The sequence below is a fragment of the Bradyrhizobium sp. F1.4.3 genome, from assembly GCF_040548375.1.
GTDB lineage: Bacteria > Pseudomonadota > Alphaproteobacteria > Rhizobiales > Xanthobacteraceae > Bradyrhizobium.
Genome location: NZ_JBEPRN010000030.1, coordinates 16,931 through 39,611 on the forward strand (window position 1 = coordinate 16,931; position 22,681 = coordinate 39,611).

Consider the following 22,681-nt stretch of genomic DNA (forward strand, 5'->3'; position numbering starts at 1 on the left):
TGCGACCCCGAGGCCTTGTCTGTGGATGACTCAGGGCACCCTCCAATCAGACATGCCGCCCAGCGAGTAGGCCTCCGCGCAGGTCAGCACGATCCGGGCTCTCAGAGCCAGCGCCTGCGCCGTCTTCCGCCGCGTCGTCAGCGCCTTCAGTTCGGCGCGCTCTTCATCACTCAATGTCAGGGAGGCAAGTTGCCGGACCGCCATCAGACCCTCCGTCACTGTTGCTGCCTCCAGCCTTGGCACAGCGACGCGAAATTGCGAATCTACGATTGCGAACTTGCGACTCGGGACACTAGGTGATGATGGGAGCACGACAACCGCATTCGATGGTCGGCCTCCTCGCGTACCTTGAAGCGGTCCGCGCATTTCTTGGAGCAAGGGGCCGTTCGCCAGAGGTAGTAAACCGCTCATAGCGGGTCGCCCCTGCAACTTCTTTCGCAGTTCCTTCGCGTTTTGAGTGTAACGACATCCTAATCCAATTTAATGCAATGAGCGGCCCGGCCACGCGCAAATCCTGCGTTCTGCCGCCTTTCTTCGACGGATTTCAACTGACAAGGCAATGAGGTGTGTGGCGCAGTAGTCGTCTGGAGCCAGGACCGCCAACGTCTTGCCCTTGCGTGTTCAAAAGGTGGCAATCCAATTTCTGGCTCCAGCTCTTGCCATACTTGGATGCTAACTGGGATGCAGGTTTGGTGCCTGCCTTATAGGTAAGCTGAGGTGCTTGGATTCTTCAGAAGCATGCGCGGAGTTTGCCGAGGCGACCTTGGTAAGCGTCGATATCTGAAGCGGCGCGTGGCTAGGTGTCAGCGCGGTCATCCGGAATCAGGAGAAGGCGGTATCGAACAAGGACACTCACGCAAGTTGCCGATGCTCAGTATCCCCTCCGGCAGGGCTGCCTGCCGGTGAGTTGAGGGTGTGAGTCATGTGACTATTCACGGGAGTAGTCGCATGACGAACGGGCGGGTCGAGATCATCACGTCGGCTCTGCGGCGGCGAAGCTGGTGCAGTTCGGAGAAGCAGCAGCTGGTAGCGCCGTCGCAGGAGCCGGAAGCGAGCGTGTCGGTTCTAGGACGGCAAGCGAGGCACGCCGCAAAGCGCGTTTCAGAAAACGACTGCGATCGTCATCACGATCGACATGCCAAAAGCAATGCGAACACCGGGGCCTTAAGCACCGGGGGAATAACTCCCACCTCACGTCGGGACACTTTATCGGATAGTGCCTACGACGCCACTGCTCCCCTCGAGTCCAACGCTCGAGTGAGCGCACATTATTGCACCATTTCAAGAGCCTCCGCCACAGAGGCCGCCGTGTTCATCACGAGGCCACCGTGCAATTGTGGCCAACAACACGGTGCGCTTCACCGCGAGTGGCCGGATGACCGGGGAGGTGATCGCCCCCCGCTCCGCCTGCGCTCGACGGTTGCGGGACGGTTCACCCGGCTCGGGCTCGGCCTTGCGAGCCTGACCGAGACCGGGCCACCCCGACGCCATTAACACGAACGGCCCGGCGAACTGCTGCATCTCGCCACGAGGAAGCTCGCTCGGTTCGGGTGTGTCGGTCATCGTGTCGCGGGCGATCCGCGCGACCATCTTCAGTCACTCCCGAGCGCGACGTTCACTGACGCCGAACCCCGCGGTCACAACGCGAACCGGCTGTTTCTCCTCGATAACCCACCGCACCATTTCCGTCGACCGCGGCGTAAGACGTGAGGTCGTCAGTTCGGTTGAACAACCTCCTCAGCCGCCAGACCTAGCTTCGGCGGCCCCGTCACCACGAGCGCGTCGAGTCCGTCGCGTCATGATCCCGAATACCTCCTGCTGCCGTCGTCCGCACTCCGATCTCGAGAAGGCGGCTTATCGCACGGCGTTTTAGTTTTTGGCATGCAAGTCTCGCACCATACGCATCTTCTATCTCGTTTGCCCGCAAACACGCAGATTATTGACGAATAGATCCTTATGGATGCGTGTTTTCGGCGCAACCGCGACACTACCATGCCCCACTTTCGGGTGTGTCCATCTGGACCGGTACCCGCACCCAGGAGGGAATGATGTTAGCTCGCACTGTAATGCGCGGCGCGACTGCTGCCAGCTCAGCTGTCCTGGTTGCACTAGCAGGCACGCCTTTCAGCTCGGCCAGCCAAGCCGCCGGGCTGCAGCCGTCGGGCTGCGCAACGCAAGCTCTCACGAACTCGGGAGCTACGTGTTATAGGTTCACCGCACCGGAGAATTGGGACCACCCCAACAGCAGGACGGTGACGCTCCCACTTGCGGTGTTAAAGGATAGCTTCACCGACGCGAATCTCACCCCGGTGTTCTACTTCCCCGGCGGACCGGGTTCATCTAGCCTCGACATGAGCGAGAATACGGTCCGATCGAGGTTGCAGGTCTTCCGACCGCATCCGGTTGTAGTCATTGAGAGTCGGGGGCTGAAGCTCGCGACGCCAGTTCTGGATTGTCCGGGATGGTACAGTCGCAAATATGCCCCCAAGATTTACGGCTTAGAAGGTCTCCGCGAGCGGATTAAGGAAAGAAGTGACCTTGTCACGTTGTGCTATGAGACGCTTAAGAGCCAGGGAGTCGACGTTCGCGCATACACCGACTATCACATCACTCGAGACTACGATGAGATCCGCAAGGCGCTTGGTTTTCAGACCATCGACATCTACGGCATTTCGACTGGGGGCGGCTCAGTTGCAACCTACTTGAAGTACTATGGCGACCATGTGCGATCGGCAATTTTCGCATTCCCGTGGCTCACCACTCTCAGAGACCGACCACAATTCGATGAGCTAATCACAGCGAAGAATATCGTCAATGACATCCTGGGCATTTGCGTGCGCGACAACGCGGAATGTGCAAAGAGATTCCCCGGTTACCTGCACGCCGCGGATCGAGCTCGTGCGATCCTCGACGCGAAGCCGTATGTAACCACTGTCGCCAGTCAAGTTGAACCCGACGGCAAACTCAAGATCAAGATCGACGGGGCCACCTTCCTTTCGACCCTGTATTACGCAGGTAACCCCGACTTTCCGAGCATCTACGATCGGCTGCCTCAGGCGCTGGGGGCCATCTTTCGAGGCGACTATTCAGCCTTGGATCAGTATTTCGGTCTGAACGATGTCGACACGCGTTCTCCGCATCCGTACGCTATCGGGCACTTCTTATCCAATGTGTGCGGCTCGATGGGGCAGAACGAGCAAACGCCGAAAGAAGCCACGGCGATGATCGAGCGTGAGCCGGCTCTAATGGGCTACGAGACAAATATCTTCTGCGCGTGGTGGCCAGAAGCCGGAGATGTGCCCGCAAGTCTGAACACAACGCCCGTGAGCAACGTGCCCGCCTTGGCGATCCATGGACAGGTAGATGCGTGCTGCAATATCAGATGGAGCCAACTGCTGGCCGAGACGATGCCCAAGCTACAGCGGGTCGTGCTGCAGGCGCAGGAACATGGTGGATCCGGCGGTGGATGCAGAGACAAACTCATCGTCCAATTCCTCAAGTCACCCAACGATCCGGTCGATGATTCGTGCAAGAACACTGTCCCCCTCCGGCCTTGGATCTTCTACACACCCACAAACACACACACAACGACCATTGATCGCACCCTGTTCCTGAGTTAACGGCGAGAACGATGAGAGGCTGACATCTCCACCGCGAGGCGGCGAGATGCCAGCCTCCTACATCGAGCAAGGGACTGGAAGAAGCACGCGATTAGGGGGCGCCTGATGCGGCGGGCTCCGCTTTCCTTCTCTCAAGCCAGGCTGCGAACGTTCTCGACTCGCGGTGAACAATCGCGCCACCTCGCTTTGTGAGGGATTGGATCAGCGTTTCGGTTTGAGGTTGCCGTCGATCTTTCCGAACCTCGTGCCGACGCTTGCCGCACGTGATCTCTTATATGCCAAGCTGTTCGATTGCGAGGCGTTACAGCGCCCCCGATGGTCATTCGAGAACTCGAAAGTCCTCAAACAGACACCCTCACACCCGTGGCCTTCAGGAGCAACATGCAAGCACTGCCTTGGGCGTGCCCGTGATGCCTGATGAATAGATGATGTTGAAGGGCCAGTGCGATTGGACGTGGACGGGGTCCAGTCGCGTGCCCTGCGGCAGCAGCCAGTCCTGCACCACACACCGCGCACCAGGCCGTCGAGCGCCACGCGCTGCTCGCCCGTGTCGAAAGCTGGTGCGCTGTCGTCGGCAAAAAAAGACCGCGCGCCGCTGTCGGGCACCATTCTCGCGAGTTGTTCGGGCGCGGCACTCGTCGGCAGCGGCGCCACCGTGGCGCCCGCGCGCAGCGCGCCAACGAATACTGCGGTGTACTCCAGCGAATTCGCACCGGAGATCGCGATGGCCTGCGCGGGCAGCACGCCTGAGTGCTGCAAAGTGGCGGCAACGCGATCGGCTATCGCCGCAGCCACGACATCGTGCGCCCGCCCTGGCGCATGGCGATGGCGCCGGGCCGCGCGGCCGCATGCTCACGCACGAGGTCGGCGATTGCGCATAACGGAGGCAGGCCGCTGGAAGCTGCGGCGGGCTTTCGACACTTCCTTGTTCATGCTTTCGAATCTAGTGAAACTCTATTGGCTGCCGTGTCGATGCGCCGAGCAGCAGCAGGCGTTCACGACAAAGGTTCCACGTACACAGGATAACGCGATCTCCGGGAAGGCCACCACAACGGTGCCGCCGGCGTCAGAGATAGCGCAACATGATCCTCACGATTGCGGCCGCGGATCGATAGGCGTGCAGCCTCGCAGGCCCAGAATATCCTCAAGTGTTTTGGCGCCGGCCAACAGGTTCCCCTCGGCACGGGGCGCGGCTACTATTTGTAGTCCGACCGGTAGGCCGGAACTAGTGAAGCCACAGGGGAGAGATAGCGCCGGACAACAGGCCAGCGTGATTGCAGAGGCAATGGCAACCCAATCTACATAGTGGTCGAAATTCTTACCGTTGCATTCGGTGACATACCGATTTTGGACCGGGAATGGTTCGACAATGGTCGCAGGTGACAACAGCAAATCGTATTCCCTGAAGAAGTCCACTGCGCGCGTCATCATCGCTAGCCGTTGTGCCTCGGCGCGCTCAATCTGTTCGACCGTAAGCTTCAAGCCTTCCTCAATATTCCAGATGACCTCTGGTTTGAGTAGATCACGGTGGCTACGCAACAGGCCAGCTTTGCTGACTGCGAAATCAAAGGCGCGCAGCACGTGAAAGCATTCCTGGGCTCCACGGAAGTCCGGATGCGCTTCCTCGACGATTACGCCCGCTTCGGCCAATCGCGCAGCGGCCCGGCGCGTAATTGCCGCAACTTGGGGATCCACCGGAGTGATGCCGAAGTCGGGTGAATAGGCGACCCGTCGTGGTTTTTTGCCCGATCGGGCGGCCGAAAGGAACGAGTGCGGCAGCTTTGGAAGCGACAGCGGGTCGCCAAGATGTTCACCGCTCATCGCGTCCAACATCAGCGCAACATCCTCCACATTGCGGGCCATAGGTCCCGGCACACCAAGGTTACGGTCGACCTTGAACTTCGGTGTGTGCGCAACCCGGCCGATGCTGGGCCGCAGGCCAACTACGCTGCAGAAGCTTGCCGGATTCCGGAGCGAGCCCCCCATATCAGACCCGTGCGCAAGCCATGCCGTCCCAGTGGCGAGCGCAACCGCAGCTCCGCCGGAGGAGCCAGCCGCCGAGCGCGACGTATTCCATGGATTGAGCGTTGGCCCGAAGACGTCGTTGAAAGTATTGGCCCCGGCCCCGAACTCGGGGGTGTTCGACCTAGCATAGACGAGCGCGCCGCTCTCTTCGAGTCGCTCGACAAGGATATCTGACCGAGCGGGGACATAATCCCTGAAAATCAGCGAGCCCTGAGTGTTGCGCACACCAGCGACGTCGGTGAGGTCTTTGATCGGTACAGGCAGACCGCCGAGGAGACCGCGCTCGCTCACGGGCTTTTTCATGATCGCCTCAGCGTGCTTGCGCGCGCGATCAAAACACAAGATTGGGAGTGCGTTTAGCTTACCGTCCACCTCCGCAATCCGTTCTTCTAGCACGCCCAAGAGCTCGAGTGGCGATACGTCACCTCTGGTCAATTTGTGAACGACGCCGCACGCTGTATCTCGGATTATCTGCCGCACTTCAGAACCCCGTTGCTCTCTATTCGCCAGCTTACGCCCGATGGAATTGCGATGAAGACTAACACTGTGCGGCGGCGATCGACGCGGCGACTAGGAAATCGAAATCCAGACCGCTGGTGGGCAGACCATCCTCCGAAGGCGCAAGAACACCTTTGCGTTCAGTGCGACTGCTGAGCTTAAGGCAATTCTGGGTGTGCCCATTCATAAATCCTCGCAGCCGCGCTGTACGACCGAGCGCAGTCGCCGCGAGACCACAGTTTCGTCGAGAATGACTCCCTGCAGAAACAAGCCAAGCAGCGCCCGCTGCTGATTTGTGCCTGTTGGCACAACCCTTCCCGGCAAGAAAGCAGCGTCACTCTGCGATGGCGTTCGGCTAGCAGCGTCCTCCCCAACCCTTGTGGATGCGCCGATAACAATGTCGCTCTTCGTTCCGCTCGCTACAACGGCAACCTGTTGAAGACATGCGCAGATGCGGGAGCGATGGCGCAGTTTCGCAAATACTAGCCTCGTAGCTCCTTCGTCATCCTCTCGCCGAGAGCCGTGCCCTGCTGCATCAAAGCTTTCCAGTCAATCGGCCGCTTCAATGCCGCCCGTTCGGGAGAATTAATAAGGATGTCAGCTGCGAGATCGCCTAGAGCCACATCAGTGGTTGGTCCGTAGCGGAGCGCTTTCGGCACGGAGAGCATGCCTTGATCGGAAAGAAGCTGATTGATGTAGGCCAGGGCAGCCTCTTTATTGCGCCCGCCCCGCACGATGTTCGTATACGAGGTGACGGCGTAGATGCCCTCTCGCGCGACAACCGTTTCCAACGGCGTTCCCGATTTCCGCGCCTCGTACGCCCGACCATCCCACAATGTACCGGCCTGCGCCTCACCCTGTGTAAAGGCCTGCAGTTGTGTGACGGAGCTAGGCGGTGTCGCGATGATGTTATCCTTAGCTGCGGCGATGATTTTGAGGGCTGGATCCATGTTTGCCAATGATCCGCCATTGCCTTCGGCCAGAGCAAGCAAGACCATCCAGCCGGTATAGCCGTTGGCCGGCATCGTTGAAACCTTGCCCTTCAAGTCGGGTCGAGCGATATCGGAGAAACCCGTGAGCCGAGGCTTAACGGTATTAACGTTGTAAACGGGCACGATCGAAGCAACGCTAAATGGCGCGCCATAGTCGCCGAACTCACGAAAACCGGGAAGGACACGCGAAAGATTGGGGGCATCGGACGGGCCAAAGCTCTCCAAAACATCTCCCGCAATTGCTTGAGGCATGAGCGGGCTATCCGCCATAAAGAGATCAATGTGGGGGTTGGCTTTGTTGGAAATAAGCTTCGCTAAGTCGACGCTAGGGCTCGAAGGGATATATTCGATCTTGAGCCCGGTACTGTCTTCGAGAGGTTTTGCAACGCCCTCGATCAGGGCTTTGTCGTACGTGCCTCCGTAGCCATTGATTCGAAGTGTGACACCGGCAAATTTCTTCTGCTGAGCGTAGACGGCTGGCGATGCAACGGTCGTCAAAGCAGAAGCAGCACCGAGTACAAGAAAGTCACGTCTTTTCATAATCCCCTCCTAAACAGTTCTTCAAAACTTGGCTGCACTTCGCAAGTTGGCGCTCTGGATCATTGGACTCGGGGCACAAATCGGACTCCTGCGGGATCAATGGATACGTCGATCTGCTCGCCGGGCTTTGGCTTTTGACCGACGGGAAATTGGGTATCCATGATCAGTTTGCATCCGTCCAGGCGAAGCTGGAGCCGAGTAAGGGAGCCATGATAGTCACTCGCCTCGATCGTCGCGCGATGAGCCGTTTGCCGAGGCAACTCATGCGCCTTCTTGACATTCTCGGGCCGAATGACGGCGGTGACCTTTCCGGCGTGGCCCGAGGTTAGCAAACACAATCCATCATCGGCTTTGAATTCGCCTCCTTCGAGGATCTGTCCATCCAACAGAGAGCATTGTCCGATGAACTCAGCCACGAATCGCGTGGCTGGAGCATCGTAAATCTCCTCTGGGCTACCGATCTGCTCCACCGCGCCCTTGTTCATGACGACGATACGGTCGGCTAGTGTGAGCGCCTCATCCTGATCGTGGGTTACAAAAAGAGTAGTCGTTTCAAGGCTGCGGATGAGGTTGTGGAGATCCTCGCGAAGACGAACGCGAAGCTGCGCATCCAGATTGGAGAAGGGTTCGTCTAGCAGGAGAACCTTCGGCTGAAGGGCGAGTGCCCGGGCAAGCGCGACGCGTTGCTGCTGACCTCCGGAAAGCTCACGCGGGTAGCGGCCGGCGAGATGCTGCAGCTCCACCCGGCGGAGCATGTCCTGAACGCGGCTCAGCCGTTCCTGCTTCTTCATGCCGATATTCACCAGCCCATACTCCACGTTTTTGGCCACAGTCATATGTGGAAAAAGAGCATAGTTTTGGAAGACAATGCCAACGTCGCGCCTATACGCCGGAACGTGCGTCACACTTCGGCCGTCGATCAGGATATCTCCGCTCGTTGGCGAGACAAACCCAGCCAGCATCCGTAGGCTCGTCGTCTTGCCGCACCCGGACGGGCCGAGAAGACACACCAACTCGCCACGGCGGATTTCAAGCGAAAAGTCGGGTACAATCGTGATTGCGCCGTAGTCCTTCCTAATATTTCGAAAGGAAACAACCGGTTCGCATTGCAGCTCGGGCGCAAGTGCATCTTGAGCAAGCATTTGCATGTTACTTCCTAGACGACAGACCTTGGGCCCGAGATACGATCGGCGATCAAGATGGCCAGCAATGTGAAGACGATCACGACCGAGGATACAGCAGCAACGAGCGGGTCGACTGTTTGCTCAACATAAGCCAGTACCTGTACGGGAAGCGTGACATTACCTCCGGCGCCTAAAAATACTGAGAGGTTCACATTTCCGAAGGAAGTTACAAACGCGAACACACCGGCGGAAATGATGCCAGGCACAAGAAGCGGGATCGTCACTGTCCTTAGGACGGTCACGGGCGTTGCACGCAGACTCATTGCGGCCTGCTCCAGATTTCTATCAAACAAAACCATACTCGCAGACAGCGTGCGGACTACGTAAGGCAGCGTCACAACCACGTGTCCAACGAGCAAGCCAAGGAACGTTTGACTTATGCCAATCCAGACTTGCATTTGCATCAATCCCAAGCCGAGGACCACGGCTGGGATCAGCAGCGGAGAAAGCATGAAACCTCGTATGAGCCCTCGCCCCCGAAAGTTGTGTCGCTCGATCCCGAATGCTGCGGCGAAACCAAACAGAAGGGATAGCACTGTCGCGAGCGCGGCCACTTTCAGACTTAGACTCAGCGAGTCGATAAAAAGTGAACTCTCCCAGAACGCGTAATACCAACGGAGGGAGAAGCCAGTCGGCGGAAACCGCATCGCGTCGCCCGATGTAAAAGAAGTCGCGACGACGATAACCGCAGGAAGTATCAGTGTAAGGTATACAAACGCGCGAAGACACCTGCCGGCCCCCGCTAGAAGTCGATCCATAATATCATCGAACATGAAGGCCCCTCGTGAGAGGGCGGATGATGGTGGCATTCAGGGCTGCCATGAGTCCGAACCCTATAGCGAACAGAATGAAGGCCATCGCGGCTCCAAATGGCCAGTTCGAAGTGCTGAGGATTTGATCATAAACAAAGCCGCCAATCATTTGCGCACGAGGTCCACCAACTAGCCGGGGAGTGACAAAAGCAGAAACAGCCATGACGAAGATCAGAGACAATCCTGCCATTATTCCTGGGGTTGAGAGAGGGATGATCACCTTTATGAACGTACGCGCGCGACTTGCACGCAGACTCGTCGACGCCTGCTCGAGAACGGGATCTATTTGCATAACAACATTCATCACCGAAAGGATCATGAATGGAAGGAATTGCTGAATTAGAACGACTACGACAGCTGTGCGATTGAACAATAGCTGCTGCGGACTGGAGATAATTCCCAACCACATGAGGATATTGTTCACCAACCCTTGTCGACCCAGGAGGACCAACCAGCCAAACACAACAATCACCAGACTCAAGGTGAGGGGTACGATCACCATTAGCATTCGTAGGCGACGCTGATATGGAGGGTGGCGCGCGAGAGAATAACCGACAGGAAAGCCAAGGACTAAGCATCCAAGACAAACAATGACTGCGTAGCTCACTGTTTCCCCAAGCACTGATAGGTAGAGCGAGTTTCCGAAGAATTTCCCGTACTGAGCGAGCGAGTAGCCTTCCGCGCCTATTGTTGTGCTGCCGGGAAAGAAGCTAATTCGCAGGACGATGCCAGCCGGAATGACTAGAAAAACGATCAGGGTGAGCAATGCCGGCGCCAAGAATAGCATCCAGGTTCTTTTCTCAGCTTCCGATTCAGCTGTAGACGAGCTCATCGCTTTCACCGAAGAAGTTGTTGACCCAGACTCGATCCGTCATCCGCCGGACGGAAAATCAGCGGGAAACTCTAACGCGCTTCTTTGGAATAGTGTCACCCCGATCTCCGTGTCCGACCGTCGAAAAGTAGCTCGGCGAGGCGATGGAAAGATGTAAACTTGCCCTATTTGACGCACAATTACTGCGCCTACTCCGCGGAGCTAGCCGAATTTCGGCATAAATTACCCCTTGAGCGCCCGTTGGCTAGCGGTGCCCGAGCCTTCGCGACCAATCTCTCCGTCCTCTCGGTTCTCCGGGGAGATCGGCACGCGCGAGCCCGCCAGGGCGGGAAAGCTTTCGGCGAGGTGTTTGTACGTTTTGAAGCTCGACGCGGCCAGTTGCACATCATGCGAGTCGTGGCGCGGATCTGACCGTTTTAGACGCCTAGGGCATCAAGTCCGCCATACGTCGGTGCTGGTTAGCCGGCGACGCACAAGCCAGCACCGCTCCGCCGAGATAATCATTGGAATGGTTTCGGCATTGGCTATGCGCAGTGCATCTGAGCGAAAGCGATCTGCATCATTGTTGTTTGGTACCACCTCCCCAACTCTTCGTCGGTAAATCGAGAATGTGTATCTGACGGTGAGCTCCGTCATGGGAATGACAGCATCGTCATAGGCTCCGCGTATCTGCATATGGACAAACGCGTCGCTTCCGGGAGCACGGCTGTCGAACCAAAATGATCGACGGGACGCAGGACAGGGGCGCTCTGATAGGCCGATCGACCGGGAAGCCCTTTCGTGCATGGGACCGGCGATGGGAGAGAGAATGACCAAAGACCTGGCATTACCAAGACCTGAGAAGTCAGGAACCCTGAGCTTGCGGGATAGCATCGCCTCCGCGGCAACATCGGCGCTCCGTCGCGTTCGATCCGCACTTCAGTTACTGGGGCAAGGGATGAGGGTTCTTCCGATGCGCTGATCCGTCGGCTCGCGCAACGGCCTCGAATGTTTCCGAAAAGCGCGTGTACATGGGTAATATTGCAGCTTTTCTGCGCCATCCGCCTGCCCGTCGATGCGATCTCTCGATCTCAGTCTGCTATTGAAACGTGGCCTTCAGCTCGATACAGCGGCAGATCACCATGGAAACAATCGCAAACAGCTTGCTTTCCGCCACCGAACAGGACGCCATAATTGAGACGCGTCATGCCATGCATTGCGAGCCCGAGCTTTCAAACGCTGAATGGAAGACTCAGCAACGGATCCGTGAAACTCTGGAAAGATTCGGACTGAACAGCCTCAAGACATTTCACAAGACCGGTCTTTACGTTGACATTCAGGGATTGGCCCCTGGACCGCAGCGTTCCATCGCTATTCGCGGCGACATCGATGCATTGCCAATCCAGGAAGTTCGAGACGATTTGCCATATCGTTCGGAAGTTCCGGGCGTTATGCATGCCTGTGGACACGATATGCACGCGTCGATCGCATTGGGCACCGCCCTCGCGTTCCATAGGATTCGCGCGAGTTTTTCTGGCAAGCTTCGCGTGTTTTTTCAGCCGGCTGAGGAGGCAGAGCCGCTCGGTGGCCGTTCAGTTGCTGAGGAAGGGTTACTCCGAGGGTTTGACGCTGCCGTCGGCTTTCACGTGAAAACCGATTTGCCCGCGGGAATGTATGGCGCACGCACTGGCGCAGTGACCAAGTCGGCCGACCAATTCGAGCTCAAATTGATCGGGACCATGGCTCATGGTGCTAAGCCGCACGCCGGCGTGGACGCAATTGCGATGGCAGGAGCATTTATCAACGAAGTGCAAAAGATCGTATCACGAGAGATGCCCTTCGACGACGGAGCGATCATCACGATTGGTACGATCGCTGGAGGGGAGGCGACAAACATCATTTGCCCTTCCGTCTGCATGACAGGGACAATCAGAACGAGCGGTGCAGAGCGTAGAACGCTTTTGGTTCAGCGCGTTCGAGAGATTGCCGAAGGCGTGGCGGCCATGCATCGAGGCAAAGCAGAATTTTCCTATAAGCTTGGCGAGCCGCCTGTCATCAATGATGCTGAAATGGTCGAACGGTTTCGGCGGCTCGTCGTTGAAACGGTGGGCGAAGATAAGTTTTCTGACAAGAAGTCTCCGATCGCCGGCGGCGGCAGCGATGACTTCGGTTTCTATTCCGCCTGCGTGCCTTCGATTTATTTCTGGTTTGGCAGCGAGGAACGCGGCAATGAGTCTGGCGTGCACACGCCGACTTTCGGGGCGTCCGATAACTTGCTCGTTCCAACTACGGAACTCACGATCCGCTACTGCTTGGCAATGCTGAATTCGTGATGGCATCGGGTGTTCATTTCCACCACAAGCGAAGCGCTTCGGAAGGGATGGCGCTCGGCTCGACACGCCGCGGCGAATGGGAATTCCGCCGAGCGTTCCTGATCTGCTGCACTAACCTTATTGGCTGGGCAAAACAAAGCTAGCACGGCCAAGCCCTCACGGAAGGAGTTGAACCTATGGCAATGCCCAAGAGCTCGCAGGCGTTCCCCCGATCCGAATATCTGCGAAGATTAACTGAAGTGAAATTGGAAATGAAGCGGCGAGAGATCGACGCGCTGGTGGTTACGACACCTGCCAACATTACCTATCTTTCGGGTTACACATCAAAGTCGGGATATGTGCCTCAAGGCCTACTCGTGCTTTTAGAAGATGAAGAGCCGACCTTCATTACACGTCGCATGGACGGACCAGCGGCAATTCATCAGATGTTCATCGATCGTAGCCGAGTGATCGGCTACCCGGAAGCGCTCATCGCTAACCCCGATCGGGATGGATACGATGCAATCATCGACTTCCTTTTGGACAAGGGTTTGGGCAGTAGAGGGATCGGGCTCGAAGCGAAATTCTTGCCCTCCTTGACTATTGAGAAGTTCAGGCACCGAGCGGCCGAAGCGAGAATTGTCGATTGCACGAACGCGGTTACCTGGATTCGGGGTCTGAAGTCGGATCTCGAAATCGCAATGATGCGTGAAGCCGCCGCCATTAGTGACGCTGGGATGCTCAAGGCGAAGGAAGTCATTCGACCCGGACTGCGTGAAGCAGACGCAGCCGCAGAGATTATTGCTACGCTAGTGCGTGGCGCCAATGGAAAACCAGGAACGGATCTCGCGAGCTTTTTCATGTGTTCGACGCCACGTACGTCTACATGCCACATTCGCTGGACCGAGGACAGCTTCCGACAGGGATCGCAGATCAACCTCGAATTCAGCGGCGTACGCCACGGCTATACGTCTCCATTAATGCGCACAATGTCCATCGGGAGGCCAGCGGACCATCTACGGCGACTGCATGACGGAGAGGTAGCAGGATTGGAGGCTGCCCTTGCTGCCGCCAAGACGGGTGGCACGTGCAGCGACATCGCAGTAGCCTTCAATGCCACGCTAAAGAAGCATGGTTTTGAGAAAGAATCGCGTTGTGGCTACGCCGTCGGCATCGACTGGACGGAGCCGACGGCGAGCCTGAAGGAAGGTGATATGACGATCCTCCAACCAAACATGACGTTTCACCTCATGCTCGGAAACTGGATCGATGAAGATGTCGGTTACGTAATCAGCGAAACGTTTCGCGTCACTGACGCTGGCGGCGAACCATTTACGAAGTTGCCGCGCGAGTTGTTCGAGATTTGATTCACAACGTATCTTCACAGCAATGCTATCTGAGCTGCACCCGGTTCTGTTGACACCGGCTTAAGCTAATCCGGCCTTCCGTTCGAACTCCATAGGGCTCAGATATCAGATCGTCGAGTGTCTTCGTTTCGGATTGTAGAAGCGCTCAATATAGTCGAACACGTCGGCCTTGGCCTCATCCCTTGTTCGGTACACTTTGCGCGCTGTTCGCTTCGGTCTTGAGCGACGAGAAGAAGCTCTCCATCGCCGCATTGTCCCAGACGTTGCCTGAACGGCTCATCGAGCAGACGACGCCGTGATCGACCATCAATCGCTGGAACTGCTCACTGATGTATTGGCTGCCGCGATCGGAATGATGCAGCAGCGCGTCAGGTTTGCCCCGTCGCCAGATTGCCATCACCAGCGCGTCGGTGACGAGCTGTGCCGTCATGGCGGTCTGCATCGACCAGCCGACCATACGCCGCGAGAACAGATCGACGACGGCAGACACGTAGAGCCACCCCTCGGCCGTCCAGACATAGGTAAAGTCGGCAATCCATTTGCGGTTGGGAGCGGCTGCTTCGAAGGAGCGGTCGAGCACATTGGGAGCGACGGCGGCGGCCTGCCGCTCACCCAGATTCGGCGGCAGACGCCGCCGTCGCGGGCGTGCTTGGAGGGCCTGCAGCCGCATCAATCGTTCGATCCGATGCAGCCCGCACGATACCCCTTCGGCGAGCAGGTCGTGCCACACGCGCCTGGCGCCATAGGTCCGGTCTCTCCCAAGGAAGCTGGCACGGACCTTCGCGCCGAGATCCTCGTTACTCTGGACGCGACGGCTGCGTGGCCTTGTCAGCCACGCATAAAACCCACCTCGCGAGACACCGAGCGCCTCGCACAACCATTCCGCCGGCCAGACCCCCCGGTGCTTCGCAATGAAACCGAACTTCACGTCGATTCCTTCGCGAAGTAGGCCGCGGCTTCCTAAGAAACAGCCGGATCTGCGTCTCCCGGAATGGCCTGCAAGACGAAGCCCAGCGATTTGGCTCGCCGCTGAAGGTTGGCGAGTACACGGGTGCGATATTGCTTCTCATAGTGGTCCGCGCCCGGATCCTTGTAGCTCATCCCGTGCCGAAGGGTGTTGTAAAATAGGACTGCGATCTTGCGAGCGGTCGCCGTCACTGCCTTCGCCTTGCCCGCACGTGAGGACAGCCGACGATAGAATGCCCCGAGCGCCGTATCGCTTCGCCCAACCGTAGTGGCTGCCAGCCGCAACAGCGCGGCAGCTCGACTGGAGGACCTCCGTGTACGCGAGGACAGTACCTTGCCACCAGAGATCTTGTTGCCAGGCGCGAGGCAGAGCCAGGAGGTGAAGTGCTTGGCGCTTGGCCATGCCTTCAGGTCCGTGCCGCACTCGCCGATGAGCTTCAATGCGAGTGACGGACCCAACCCATGGATCTCAGTCAAATCAACGCCGACCACGCCGTACAGCGCGGCTCTGACATCGAAGGTGGGCGCGTTGATCTGCTTGGTCTTGATGCGTGCCCTGGATAGCTTTCCGACAGGTTTTTCCGTTTTGGGGCTCAGCGCTGCGACCAGGACTTCGAGTTTGCGGTCGCAATCCAACATCTTTGCCTGATAGGTGTCGTAAAGTTCCAACGATTGAGTCAGGGCGAAGACATGCTCCTCCCGGTCGTTGCCCACTAGTACTGCGCGGATTGTCTCGGTCGAAGAATGGCACCGAACGTCCCGGTAGGTTGCCAACACGTCGGGATTGCGCTCGCCTCCAACAATGGCGCGGATGATCCGCATGCCCGTCGCACCGGTGATATCCGAGACGACATGATGGAGTTGCAGGTTCATCTCCATCAGGGCCTTCTGCATATGCTGGATGTGGGCGGCAGCATATTCCACAAGCTGCTCCCGCTGGCGCAGATAGGCGCGCAGGGTCGCAATCTCGGCGTCAGGTCGGAAGCTGCCACGTAACAGGCCATAGGAATGAAGCTGGCGCAACCACGCGGCATCACTCACATCGGTTTTGCGTCCGGGCACATTCTTGGCGTACCGCGCATTGACCAGAATGACATCAAAGCCGCGCTGCTCTAGGATCTCGTAGACTGGGATCCAGTAGACCCCGGTCGATTCCATCGCAACACTGGTCACGCCGCAAGCCTTAAACCAGTCCGCCAGATCATGCAGGTCTGATGTGAACGTCCCGAACGTGCGCACTGGGATGTCCACGCTGGCCGGGTTCACCGCGGCCATGTGCATCTTCGAACCAATGTCGATGGCTGCGGCCCCAGAGTTGACCGGCTTCAACTCCGGGCGGTTATCGGTCGTTGTCCTGGGCATAGCATCCTCCCTTCAATCGTGAGCAGGAGGGTCTGGGTTATGCCAATCGTCATCTTCCTAATCGGGATCGTCGCCGGAGCGGCGTCACCACTCTCAAGTGCGCATACACCCATGGACCACGTTTTTTAACGGGGATTGCGCCTCCAATAAGCTGACGGCCGCTACCCTCCCGGCCGCAGAAAATAGCACAAGGCTGTTTCTACCCCGCGCAGGCGTGCAACGGCTTTGGACAGTTTTTTAGGATGTCTCGTTCGGCCTTCAGCTTGGCGACACCTCGCGCTTGAGACGCGCGATCTCCGACTGCTCGGGCTTCATTTGACCTTGGCCAGGGGGCCATGCCGGGAGACTTCTGCAATTCCGTCACACTTGTTGAAGGCCGTTGTCCTTCATCTCGCGCCCACGGCCGTCATGACTTTTCCGCCCACCCGACCCATCGTCGACGACCATCGGCCTTGAATTTTGCCCGTGCTCGGCTCGGGCTTGCCAGCGGCTCGTTCAATCCGGCTTCTAGAGGTCAACACTTGCGCCACAGCGCGAGGCTGGGCTTACCCTGCGACTTCACAGAACTCTCAAGAGTTTCCAACCACGGAAATGAGTGATTCACGGGTGATCGGCTTTGCGACGGCCCGCCGATGCGCGCGCTACGTTTTGAGAGGCGCTGCTCAAGAAATCCGATCGAGCGGCCTTGATAGGCGGTTAGGCCTATGCCGCCAATTCTCCGACAGGCAAATCGCCCCGGTCGTGCCTTTTCATCCGTGCCGCGCGATCCTACTGCCGTGCGATTGCGCCCTCTAGCACAACCTTGCCGAGCTCTTCTCCAAGAACTCAGGGACTTTGGCGCCAGCGCAAGGCCCGACGACAAGCTCGGCAGAAATGTTCGCGATGGCTCGGCTTTCATCTTGCTTAACTAAAGACAGGGGCTAGCACGGCATTGCATAGGTAAAAGGCCCCCGGCGGGCATGCCGGAGGCCTTCTTGGAGGTTAACTTAGGTCTAAAAGCCGCTACGTTTCTCCTTCTGCTAGTTAGACTGAAAACTCACCAGTTTCGCTGAGCGCGGAGCAGCAGCGCCAGACTGTTCTGATTCTTCAGCTCATACGCAGCCCCGGGCTTGGCAATACCTGCTTGGACCGGCAGCGTCACAGTGCTTCCGCTTGCATACTTCTGGTCGAGCATGACGTACGCGAGCTCTGCCGAGAACGTCAGGTTTTTCACGGGGTTCCAACGGGTGGCGGTACCTACGACCGAATAGTTGAAGTCAGGGTTGCAGCCGCCAACGCCGCTTGACAGAGCGAGCGCGGTCACAAACGCGCCGCAGACATAACCTTTGGCCGTGTTGTTATACCTGACAGCGGCCCACCCACCGAAAATTGAGGTGTTCCAATTTGCGTTCCAATTGTGGGTATAACCGCCGTTGAAGCCGTAAGTCGTAGTCAATTGCTGACCAGCGCCAGCAACGAAGACAGAGTCAGAGACCCCCGCGAGGCCGACGCTCTGGTAGGCTCCGGCGCCCCCGGCACCCCTGTACAGAGCGAAAGTGTAGGGCGCATAGGGCTGGAAGTTGTAGCCCGACGCGCCGTTGGTATAGACGCCTTGGACGTTGATGGTATCGCCCGGTCCGGTCGGGATGTTCTTGATCGACAAGGCCAACTGTCCAGCCCAGCCCCACTTGTCGTCAGGATGACCAGTCGTTTCGTCAACACCATAGTAACCAGCGTGATTATCATGCGCGGCGACCGACGCTTGGAAAAGGCCCCAAGCCTGGTCAACTCGAAGCATCGCAACGAGGTCTGGAGCCCGCGATCCGCCGATGTCGCCAGCACCGTACGAGCCAGCTGCTAGACCTGCGGCGGTTGCGCCACTCACGTTCCAAATATTCGTCGTGTTGCGGACGACCTGATCCTCGGCCGAGAAGCTAGCCGTGATGCCCTGCCCAAAATCCGCAGTGTAGGCAACCTGATTGACAGCCTCCCACCCGCCACCGCCCGGCAAACCATCGTAGCTATTCGCCGGGTAGTTCGTCCACGGAGAGGAGAACTGTGACTGCGCTCTACCGAAGGTGAAACCGGCGAATTGGATGAACGCGTAGTAAACAGCCATCGAGCCACCCGAGATCGCGCCACTGCCCGAGGCGCCAGTCGCGTTTCCGGAATAGCTGGTCGCACCGTTGATCGCAGTAGAGCCCGTCCCATTGTAGCCGCCTGCGCTCCAGGTAAAGGCTAATTCAGCGTATGTGCGAACGAGACCGTATTCGGTCGCGGTGCGCGTGTCGACGTTGAGGTCAAAACGAGATTGCGAAGTATAGTAGTTGCTGAGGCGATCGTGCGCGCCACCGAGACCGCCGGTAGGTGCGGCCCACAGGCCCTGCGCACCTAGCGCTACGCTGGCGCGTAGGTAACCACCCATCTTGATGCAGGTGTCACTTCCGGGGATGTAATAGAATCCGGCACCGTACAATGAGCAGATCTTCACGTACTCGACTGCCTTGGCCTTGACGGGAAGATCGGCTGCCTGAGCCCCCGCGCCCGCGAACATCGCGGCAGAACCTAGAATAAGGCCCTTCATCACTTTCATGGGTGAACCTCCAAGTTGGAAAACTCGTTTCCGTCCTTCAAAGAACCGCTCGCTAACCTCGCCCTTGGGGCGGCCGCTTGACGGAACGACTTCGAGGTGCCCCCTCGCTGTCGAGCCCTGTCTAACATCCCGCTTAATTATTTCCATGCATTAATTTCTATAACTAATATTCGGTGGCATTGTGTTGCTAGCAGGCAACACCTGGCAACGTGGAATCAGCCAACATGCAGATTTGGCCCCCGGAAGGGCACCTCCGGGAGCTTTTGCTGGAGATTTTGACCATGACCGCCGGAGTGGCCCGGCGATTTAGGGATCATAGTGCATCAAAATAATTACAAATTAAAATTACTTTTTTACATGGCCCCTATGTACTATCGCGGGGTTCTTCAGGCTACTTAAGACGGGTAGGTACCGTTCACGACGCCTTGCGCGCGGCCGCCACCACCAGCGAAAAGGTTGAACAACAAAAATGGCTGAAGCCGAACAATCCGATAAGGCCGTAAGGGACTTCATCTGGAACATCGTGGAGATCCACTCACAACTCGAAGAGATCCATAAGAGCTGGGCTAAAATGCTCGGAATCACTGAAGCGCAGTGGTTGATCCTGATGGCTATTAACGAGCTCGATGATGGGAGCGGTGTTTCTGGAACTGCAGTTGCAAACAAACTGGGCTTTCATCCGCCGTTTGTTACCAGTCAGACGAAAAGATTGGAGACCATGGAGTTTCTGACCCGCCCGACATCGCCCGACGACGCACGATTCATACAGATGTCTCTCACGGAAACGGCGCGAGCGGAGATCGCAAAGCTGTCGATTAAGAGAAAGGCCCTCAACGCCACGATACTTGAAGGGGTGGACCAAACGACCATTGACTATCTCAACAAGCGGCTGTCCTTGCTCGCTAAGAATAGCCGCTTGGCATCTCAGAAGCTGAGTATCGGCGTCTTGTAGGCCGCGAGTCGATCGCCTTAAGAATTAAGCCTCCCGCGACGTGAGACTTGTTGGTAAAATTGCCGGATTTGGTCATTGACGTGATGCGGATCTCGCCGCCGCGCTCGCCTATGACATTCGGAAGGCTGGCGTTGCAGAGCCGGACCAATGCAGCGATCAACCTCGGCACATCCTTGACAGCGATGCAAGCTTGATATTCCCGCCTCTATCAGCATCTGTCCTGCGTTACCAAAGTAATTGGCCGCGAGCTGCTGAATTCCCGATCCAATCGGTGAACTGATGTTACAAAGCGTGGACTGCACTACGGCAATGATGGCGATCTCGTCCATCGCAAGGTTTGCGCTCGCGAGCAAGTCATGTGTCGCTTCCACAATTCCACTACATGATGACGATCGGCATCGGTTGTTCAATGGACCTAAGCTTGTATAGGCCGCTGCGAACTGTTCGCGAGCTTGCGATCCAGCCATCGGAAGACGCAGTCGTCAGAACTTGGGAAGTTTTCGATCTCGCGTAGCGGGAAGGCGCTCATCCGCGGCATCGTCACTTCGAGGTCGACCTGCGCGCCCTCGCAATCATTTTGAAGTCTGATCGCCTCCGACACGCTGACGACGCTGCGCCCACCGGCGACCACGAGAACCGGGCATTTCAAATGCCACACCATTTCCCTGCGACGCGTACAAACCAAGTGGTTGTCGGATCCAGCAGTTCTCGTCATCCAGCCAATCGATGCGAGTAGCCGAGTCCGATTCCAAAGCCCTCCGTCACAAACCGCTGCAGCAACACGGGAATCTGACCGCGCAAAGTCAGTAGCTAAAACAGCGGACAGCCCCTCACCGTAGACGCCAACGCGGGCAGCATCGACCTTGGGCTGAACCGACAAGAAATCCATGCAGCTAGATAAGAACAGGTTCGACAAATCGCGGGCATGATTTGAGACGTCTTCATGAGAAACAACGAGGATCGAAATTCCTCGTCCGACCACGAGAGGCAAGAGCCTTCCAAGCAACGTCTCCGCCCTCTCTTCCTCTCTGCTGACGCAAATAACTGCGGGGGCGCAGAATTCGCGATCAGCGGGAGGCACGTAGTATGCCGAGATTTCGGATTGATCCCACCGTGCGATTTGCACCCGCTCTATATTCTGCTCTAGCGCTGATCCGAGCCGTTGAACTCCACCCTCGATCTTCGCTGAAATCTGCTTAGCGTCTGGATCGTCTTCATCAATTAGTCGTCTAGCAACTTCGAACGCGGTTAGAGCACAGAGCCAGGCTTCCCTAGCCTGATCTGTCGCTCCTTCTTCGGCATTTAGATCGCCGTGAAGCGACTGAGCATCTCCGAATTTTGACCATCTTGTACCCCAGTGCTGCCAATGACTGGGATTCTGCACGTCAACGAATTGCAGACCGTCCAGGAAAGCTGCGGCATCGCACCGTGTGGACGCCAAATCGCCTAGGACAACAGGCCATGTAGCGCAATCCATCCGGTGTCCCCTCGCTATACCCTCACCTATCGCTCGCGGATACTGAACAAGTCTCAGCCGCTCGAGTAGCGATCCAGAAGGAGAGTCTGCCGAAAGAAAGCTGGCCTTAGACTCGGACTTCCAAACATACGATATGGGCTACCTGGAGGTGAAATTCCCCAATGTGAGCATTCGCGCGTTCGAAATCCTGCAACTTACTGACAAAATGCGTAGGTTTTATTTGTAAGTCGGCCACTCAGCCCTCAGCGGACAGTCCACCATGGGCTTCGATTCAAGTTAGCTTTGCGATGCGAGCCGTCGAACCTTGAGGCGCAGCACTCAAGAGCAAAATAGGTATCCGGTCCGGCGCACAAAATACTTCCGCACTTCAATGTTGGCGCAGAATTTCTCGACTTAGATCGGTTAATATGGAGAATACCAACCTCGATTCTAGGTATCTTTCCCCCATGGCATCGCATAGCGGACGGTCGATTGGAATTCTCAACCTGGAGCGAGGAGTGCCAGCCGGCGCCGCGCCGCCACCGCCGCGCCCGGGCTCTTTATTGAATCCGTCCACCTTCAACTTTCCGGTTATTGCAGAAACTGTCACAGGAGCTTGGGTTGAGAACGTCGTCCGCGGCGATCCGGGTCTTGAGCCGGCTTACGTCGCCGCGGCTCGGCGGTTGGTTGAACGCGGGGCCGTCGCGATAAGCTCCACCTGCGGGTTCTCGATCAGACACCAGCAAGCAGTAGCCGCGTCTGTGGATGTACCGGTAGCAATGTCGAGCTTGCTCCTTTTGCCGACGTTGCTCCGTCAAGTCCCCCCGGGCGCCACGATCGGTGTATTAACGTACGATTCGACGCATTGTGGCGAAGAGTTGCTCGGCGTCGATGATCCAGGCGAGCGGGCGAGGATTGTCATCGGCGGGATTGAAGGCGGTAAGTTCTGGCACGACGAGTTGAAGCGTCCACCGCCGCCGATCGATGTCACGTCAATCGAGACTGATGTTGGTGCACGGATCAAAAGTCTTCGCGACGCCTATCCTGAAATCGCGACCATCTTGTTCGAGTGCGCTGCATTCCCGATGGTAGCGGCAGCGATCCGCCGTAGGGTCAAGTTACCCGTCTACGATATCACCGATCTCTGCCGTCTGATGATCGCATCGGTTTCTTGAACGCCTTTATTACACGGGACGACCGCTCACTGGATCT

General features: G+C 57.4%; 16 protein-coding genes and 1 pseudogene. 5 read left to right on the forward strand and 12 right to left on the reverse strand.

Features of this window, described 5'->3' with window-relative positions; all coding sequences use genetic code 11:
• Window positions 1-30 precede the first annotated feature (30 nt).
• Both ABIB73_RS36470 and ABIB73_RS36475 read right to left on the reverse strand, forming a co-directional pair.
• Complete coding sequence (locus ABIB73_RS36470) at window positions 31-204, reverse strand: hypothetical protein (protein WP_354232186.1); 174 nt, start codon at window positions 202-204, stop codon at window positions 31-33.
• Between the two features lie 1,077 nt (window positions 205-1,281).
• Window positions 1,282-1,590: a hypothetical protein gene (locus ABIB73_RS36475; RefSeq protein WP_354232188.1), complete on the reverse strand. Its 309-nt coding sequence runs from the start codon at window positions 1,588-1,590 to the stop codon at window positions 1,282-1,284.
• 662 nt (window positions 1,591-2,252) lie between these two features.
• Between ABIB73_RS36475 and ABIB73_RS36480 the strand changes: the two genes are divergently transcribed.
• Complete coding sequence (locus tag ABIB73_RS36480) at window positions 2,253-3,620, forward strand: alpha/beta fold hydrolase (RefSeq protein ID WP_354232190.1); 1,368 nt, start codon at window positions 2,253-2,255, stop codon at window positions 3,618-3,620.
• Between the two features lie 201 nt (window positions 3,621-3,821).
• Here ABIB73_RS36480 and ABIB73_RS36485 read toward each other — a convergent pair whose 3' ends face one another.
• The 6 genes from ABIB73_RS36485 to ABIB73_RS36510 form a co-directional block, all read right to left on the reverse strand.
• Window positions 3,822-4,415 carry an AMP-binding protein gene (locus tag ABIB73_RS36485; protein WP_354232191.1) on the reverse strand — a complete coding sequence of 198 codons (594 nt, stop codon included), beginning with the start codon at window positions 4,413-4,415 and terminating at the stop codon, window positions 3,822-3,824.
• A gap of 294 nt (window positions 4,416-4,709) precedes the next feature.
• Window positions 4,710-6,125: an amidase gene (locus tag ABIB73_RS36490; RefSeq protein WP_354232193.1), complete on the reverse strand. Its 1,416-nt coding sequence runs from the start codon at window positions 6,123-6,125 to the stop codon at window positions 4,710-4,712.
• 500 nt (window positions 6,126-6,625) lie between these two features.
• Window positions 6,626-7,675: an extracellular solute-binding protein gene (locus tag ABIB73_RS36495; protein ID WP_354232195.1), complete on the reverse strand. Its 1,050-nt coding sequence runs from the start codon at window positions 7,673-7,675 to the stop codon at window positions 6,626-6,628.
• 59 nt (window positions 7,676-7,734) lie between these two features.
• A complete protein-coding gene (locus tag ABIB73_RS36500; RefSeq protein WP_354232197.1) occupies window positions 7,735-8,823 on the reverse strand; it encodes an ABC transporter ATP-binding protein in 1,089 nt (362 codons plus the stop codon).
• Window positions 8,824-8,831: 8 nt separating this feature from the next.
• Window positions 8,832-9,632 (reverse strand): ABC transporter permease, encoded by an 801-nt coding sequence (locus tag ABIB73_RS36505; protein WP_354132655.1) that lies wholly within the window; start codon window positions 9,630-9,632, stop codon window positions 8,832-8,834.
• A complete protein-coding gene (locus tag ABIB73_RS36510) occupies window positions 9,622-10,503 on the reverse strand; it encodes an ABC transporter permease (protein ID WP_354232199.1) in 882 nt (293 codons plus the stop codon). Before ABIB73_RS36510 ends, ABIB73_RS36505 begins: the two co-directional genes overlap by 11 nt.
• A 1,121-nt stretch (window positions 10,504-11,624) precedes the next feature.
• Between ABIB73_RS36510 and ABIB73_RS36515 the strand changes: the two genes are divergently transcribed.
• Together ABIB73_RS36515 and ABIB73_RS36520 are read left to right on the forward strand one after the other, a co-directional pair.
• Window positions 11,625-12,815 (forward strand): M20 family metallopeptidase, encoded by a 1,191-nt coding sequence (locus ABIB73_RS36515; RefSeq protein WP_354232201.1) that lies wholly within the window; start codon window positions 11,625-11,627, stop codon window positions 12,813-12,815.
• 176 nt (window positions 12,816-12,991) lie between these two features.
• Window positions 12,992-14,161: a M24 family metallopeptidase gene (locus ABIB73_RS36520; protein WP_354232203.1), complete on the forward strand. Its 1,170-nt coding sequence runs from the start codon at window positions 12,992-12,994 to the stop codon at window positions 14,159-14,161.
• 105 nt (window positions 14,162-14,266) lie between these two features.
• On the opposite strand, the pseudogene ABIB73_RS36525 reads toward ABIB73_RS36520, so the two are convergent.
• The 3 genes and pseudogenes from ABIB73_RS36525 to ABIB73_RS36535 form a co-directional block, all read right to left on the reverse strand.
• Window positions 14,267-15,116, reverse strand: a pseudogene (locus ABIB73_RS36525) (IS3 family transposase); the annotation flags it as partial.
• Between the two features lie 5 nt (window positions 15,117-15,121).
• Window positions 15,122-16,489, reverse strand: a complete 1,368-nt coding sequence (locus ABIB73_RS36530) for an IS110 family RNA-guided transposase (RefSeq protein ID WP_354232205.1) — start codon at window positions 16,487-16,489, stop codon at window positions 15,122-15,124.
• A 1,036-nt stretch (window positions 16,490-17,525) separates the two neighbouring features.
• Complete coding sequence (locus ABIB73_RS36535; protein WP_354232207.1) at window positions 17,526-19,061, reverse strand: porin; 1,536 nt, start codon at window positions 19,059-19,061, stop codon at window positions 17,526-17,528.
• A 469-nt stretch (window positions 19,062-19,530) separates the two neighbouring features.
• On the opposite strand from ABIB73_RS36535, the gene ABIB73_RS36540 reads away from it, so the two are divergent.
• Complete coding sequence (locus tag ABIB73_RS36540) at window positions 19,531-20,013, forward strand: MarR family winged helix-turn-helix transcriptional regulator (protein WP_354232209.1); 483 nt, start codon at window positions 19,531-19,533, stop codon at window positions 20,011-20,013.
• 415 nt (window positions 20,014-20,428) lie between these two features.
• Here ABIB73_RS36540 and ABIB73_RS36545 read toward each other — a convergent pair whose 3' ends face one another.
• Window positions 20,429-21,004, reverse strand: a complete 576-nt coding sequence (locus ABIB73_RS36545) for an alpha/beta hydrolase family protein (RefSeq protein ID WP_354232211.1) — start codon at window positions 21,002-21,004, stop codon at window positions 20,429-20,431.
• An 893-nt stretch (window positions 21,005-21,897) separates the two neighbouring features.
• Between ABIB73_RS36545 and ABIB73_RS36550 the strand changes: the two genes are divergently transcribed.
• Window positions 21,898-22,644 carry an aspartate/glutamate racemase family protein gene (locus ABIB73_RS36550; protein ID WP_354232213.1) on the forward strand — a complete coding sequence of 249 codons (747 nt, stop codon included), beginning with the start codon at window positions 21,898-21,900 and terminating at the stop codon, window positions 22,642-22,644.
• Window positions 22,645-22,681: the final 37 nt, after the last annotated feature.